The sequence below is a fragment of the Vibrio sp. 10N.222.46.A1 genome, assembly GCF_041473595.1.
In the GTDB taxonomy this organism is placed as follows: Bacteria; Pseudomonadota; Gammaproteobacteria; order Enterobacterales; family Vibrionaceae; genus Vibrio; species Vibrio tasmaniensis_A.
In genome coordinates, this window is the sequence record NZ_JBFRSN010001158.1 from 1 (window position 1) to 2010 (window position 2010).

Genomic DNA, 2010 nt, shown 5'->3' on the forward strand with positions numbered 1-2010 from the left:
GGCAAGAATTGTGTAGACGGAGATGTAGTCGCGCTTTAACGCCTAAAACCGTCATCGAAAGCGAATAGAATCGACAACAAAAAATGCCCTCAAGTCATCACTTGAGGGCATTTTAGTTTTTGGCTATTAACTGAACGCTTCTCACTATAAGAAACGCTTCTAACTATAAGAAACGTTTAAGTTCTATAAATTAGGCAGACACTTCCACTTCGTAAGAACCAAATTTACGGATGTTAATCACGCCAGTATCTAGGATAAGGTATTGACCTTTAATGCCTTGAAGTACGCCCGTCACTTCAGGGTTCTTATCAAAGTTGTGCGATACAATTTTCACAGGGTGCTGTTCAACTGGGTAGCTCAATGAAGTAATGCTCTCACTGAGCACCTCGATAGCATCATCACCAAACTTCGCTCTGATCTCTTGAATCTTATCTTCTACAAGTGGCAATAGTTCTTTGGCTTTTTCAACCAACTCCATATCGTCACCGTCGCCTTTTAGCAGCGTGCGCCAGTTGGTTTTATCGGCGATGTGTTTTGCTAATTCGACTTCAATAAGGCCAGAGATCTGACGTGTTTTTACCTTCAAAATAGGTAGGCCTTGAGTGGCTCCTTGATCAATCCAACGGGTAGGGATTTGTGTATGGCGAGTGATTCCAACCTTAAGGCTTGATGTGTTCGACAGGTAAACGAAGTGATCGACGAAGCAATTTTCTACACCCCATTGAGGTTCACGACAAGTGCCTTGATCGTAGTGGCAAGTCTCCGGCTTCATTATGCACATATCGCAGCTCGCTAGCTTTTTCATGCACACAAAGCAGTGACCTTGAGAGTAGCTTTTCTTAGTTTTCTTACCACACGAACAACAAAAAATATTACCAGTGTGGGTAAGGTTGATGGTTTTTCCAATCAGAGGGTTTAGCTCTACAAACTCTTCCCCTACAGGTAAACGGTAGGTAACCGTACCATCAAGGGAAGCACTCATTTTCTTGAGTGTTCCTTTTGCTAATAAAGACATGACATTACTCGTTGTATTTTGATTATTATTTCGTCGACTCGAACGCCTTGTAAGCAGTCGCTACGGTTAACGATGATTATGCGATGAGTATAACAAATAGAGCCTCTATTTATACGCAATATTACTTGATTATTGCAGTGAATAATTGAGTGGAAATCCGCCATCTAAATTATAGTATGACATTTTGTTAAGGTGTGATATAACGTTTTTAAGTCAATTGTTAGTATGCAATCTAATGATTAATTTTGCTTGTTTATATCGTCAAATCCCAACTATAGGGACCAAAAGCCGGAAGCTTAGATGTGAAGTGGATTCATAAAATTGTTATCTTTCTAGTTATCGCAACACTTGCCATTGTGCAGTATTACCAGGTAAGTGGAAATCGTGTGATAACAACAATTACTCCTGAACAATATGAATTTATCGCGACCAGCGATCAAGTTGATAGAGGAGTCAGTACCTCCCAATTGTCCTATGAAAATGGGCAGTATATTCTCGATTGTGAGCTTAAAAAATCCGAATATCCTTGGCCTTATTGTGGGCTATCGATTCGTATTAGCCCAGACATAACCACTGGCCTTGACCTTTCGCAGTACCACACCTTTAGAGTCAATATTGATTACCATGCGAAGGCTGATTCTAGTGGTCGTCTGAGAACGTACCTACGTAATTACAATCCTGCTTATTCGGTTCCCGATGATGAGTACACACATAAGTACAATGGGATGGAGTTCTCTCCAGGAATCGATGGTGGCGTGATCGAGATCCCGATCAAAAACTTGCAAGTCATGACGTGGTGGTTAGCGGATAACGAGGTTGCGTTAGAGCATTCAGCCCCCGAGTTTTCAAATGTGAACATGGTTGAGTTTGCTACTGCTTCTGGTGCTAAATTAGGTCACCATCGGATAATTATTCGAAGTATTGAGTTTGAGGGTTCGTATATTTCGGCTGAAAGTCTGTTCCTGATTTTGCTGTTTATCTGGGTGGGTACCGGC

Annotated in this window: 1 protein-coding gene and 1 pseudogene; one reads left to right on the top strand and one right to left on the bottom strand. The window is 41.4% G+C overall.

Translation table 11 applies throughout. The annotated features are described in order from the left end of the window. Positions 1 to 190: 190 nt before the first annotated feature. On the bottom strand, positions 191 to 1015 hold the full coding sequence (locus AB4496_RS24745; RefSeq protein ID WP_102257344.1) for a DUF2797 domain-containing protein: 825 nt from the start codon (positions 1013 to 1015) through the stop codon (positions 191 to 193). 302 nt (positions 1016 to 1317) lie between these two features. On the opposite strand from AB4496_RS24745, the pseudogene AB4496_RS24750 reads away from it, so the two are divergent. Beyond that, a pseudogene (locus AB4496_RS24750) lies at positions 1318 to 2010 on the top strand (GGDEF domain-containing protein); the annotation flags it as partial.

Excerpts from the sequence above, each read along its gene's own strand:
- AB4496_RS24745 (WP_102257344.1), bottom strand. The coding sequence starts at position 1,015 with ATGTCTTTATTAGCAAAAGGAACACTCAAGAAAATGAGTGCTTCCCTT.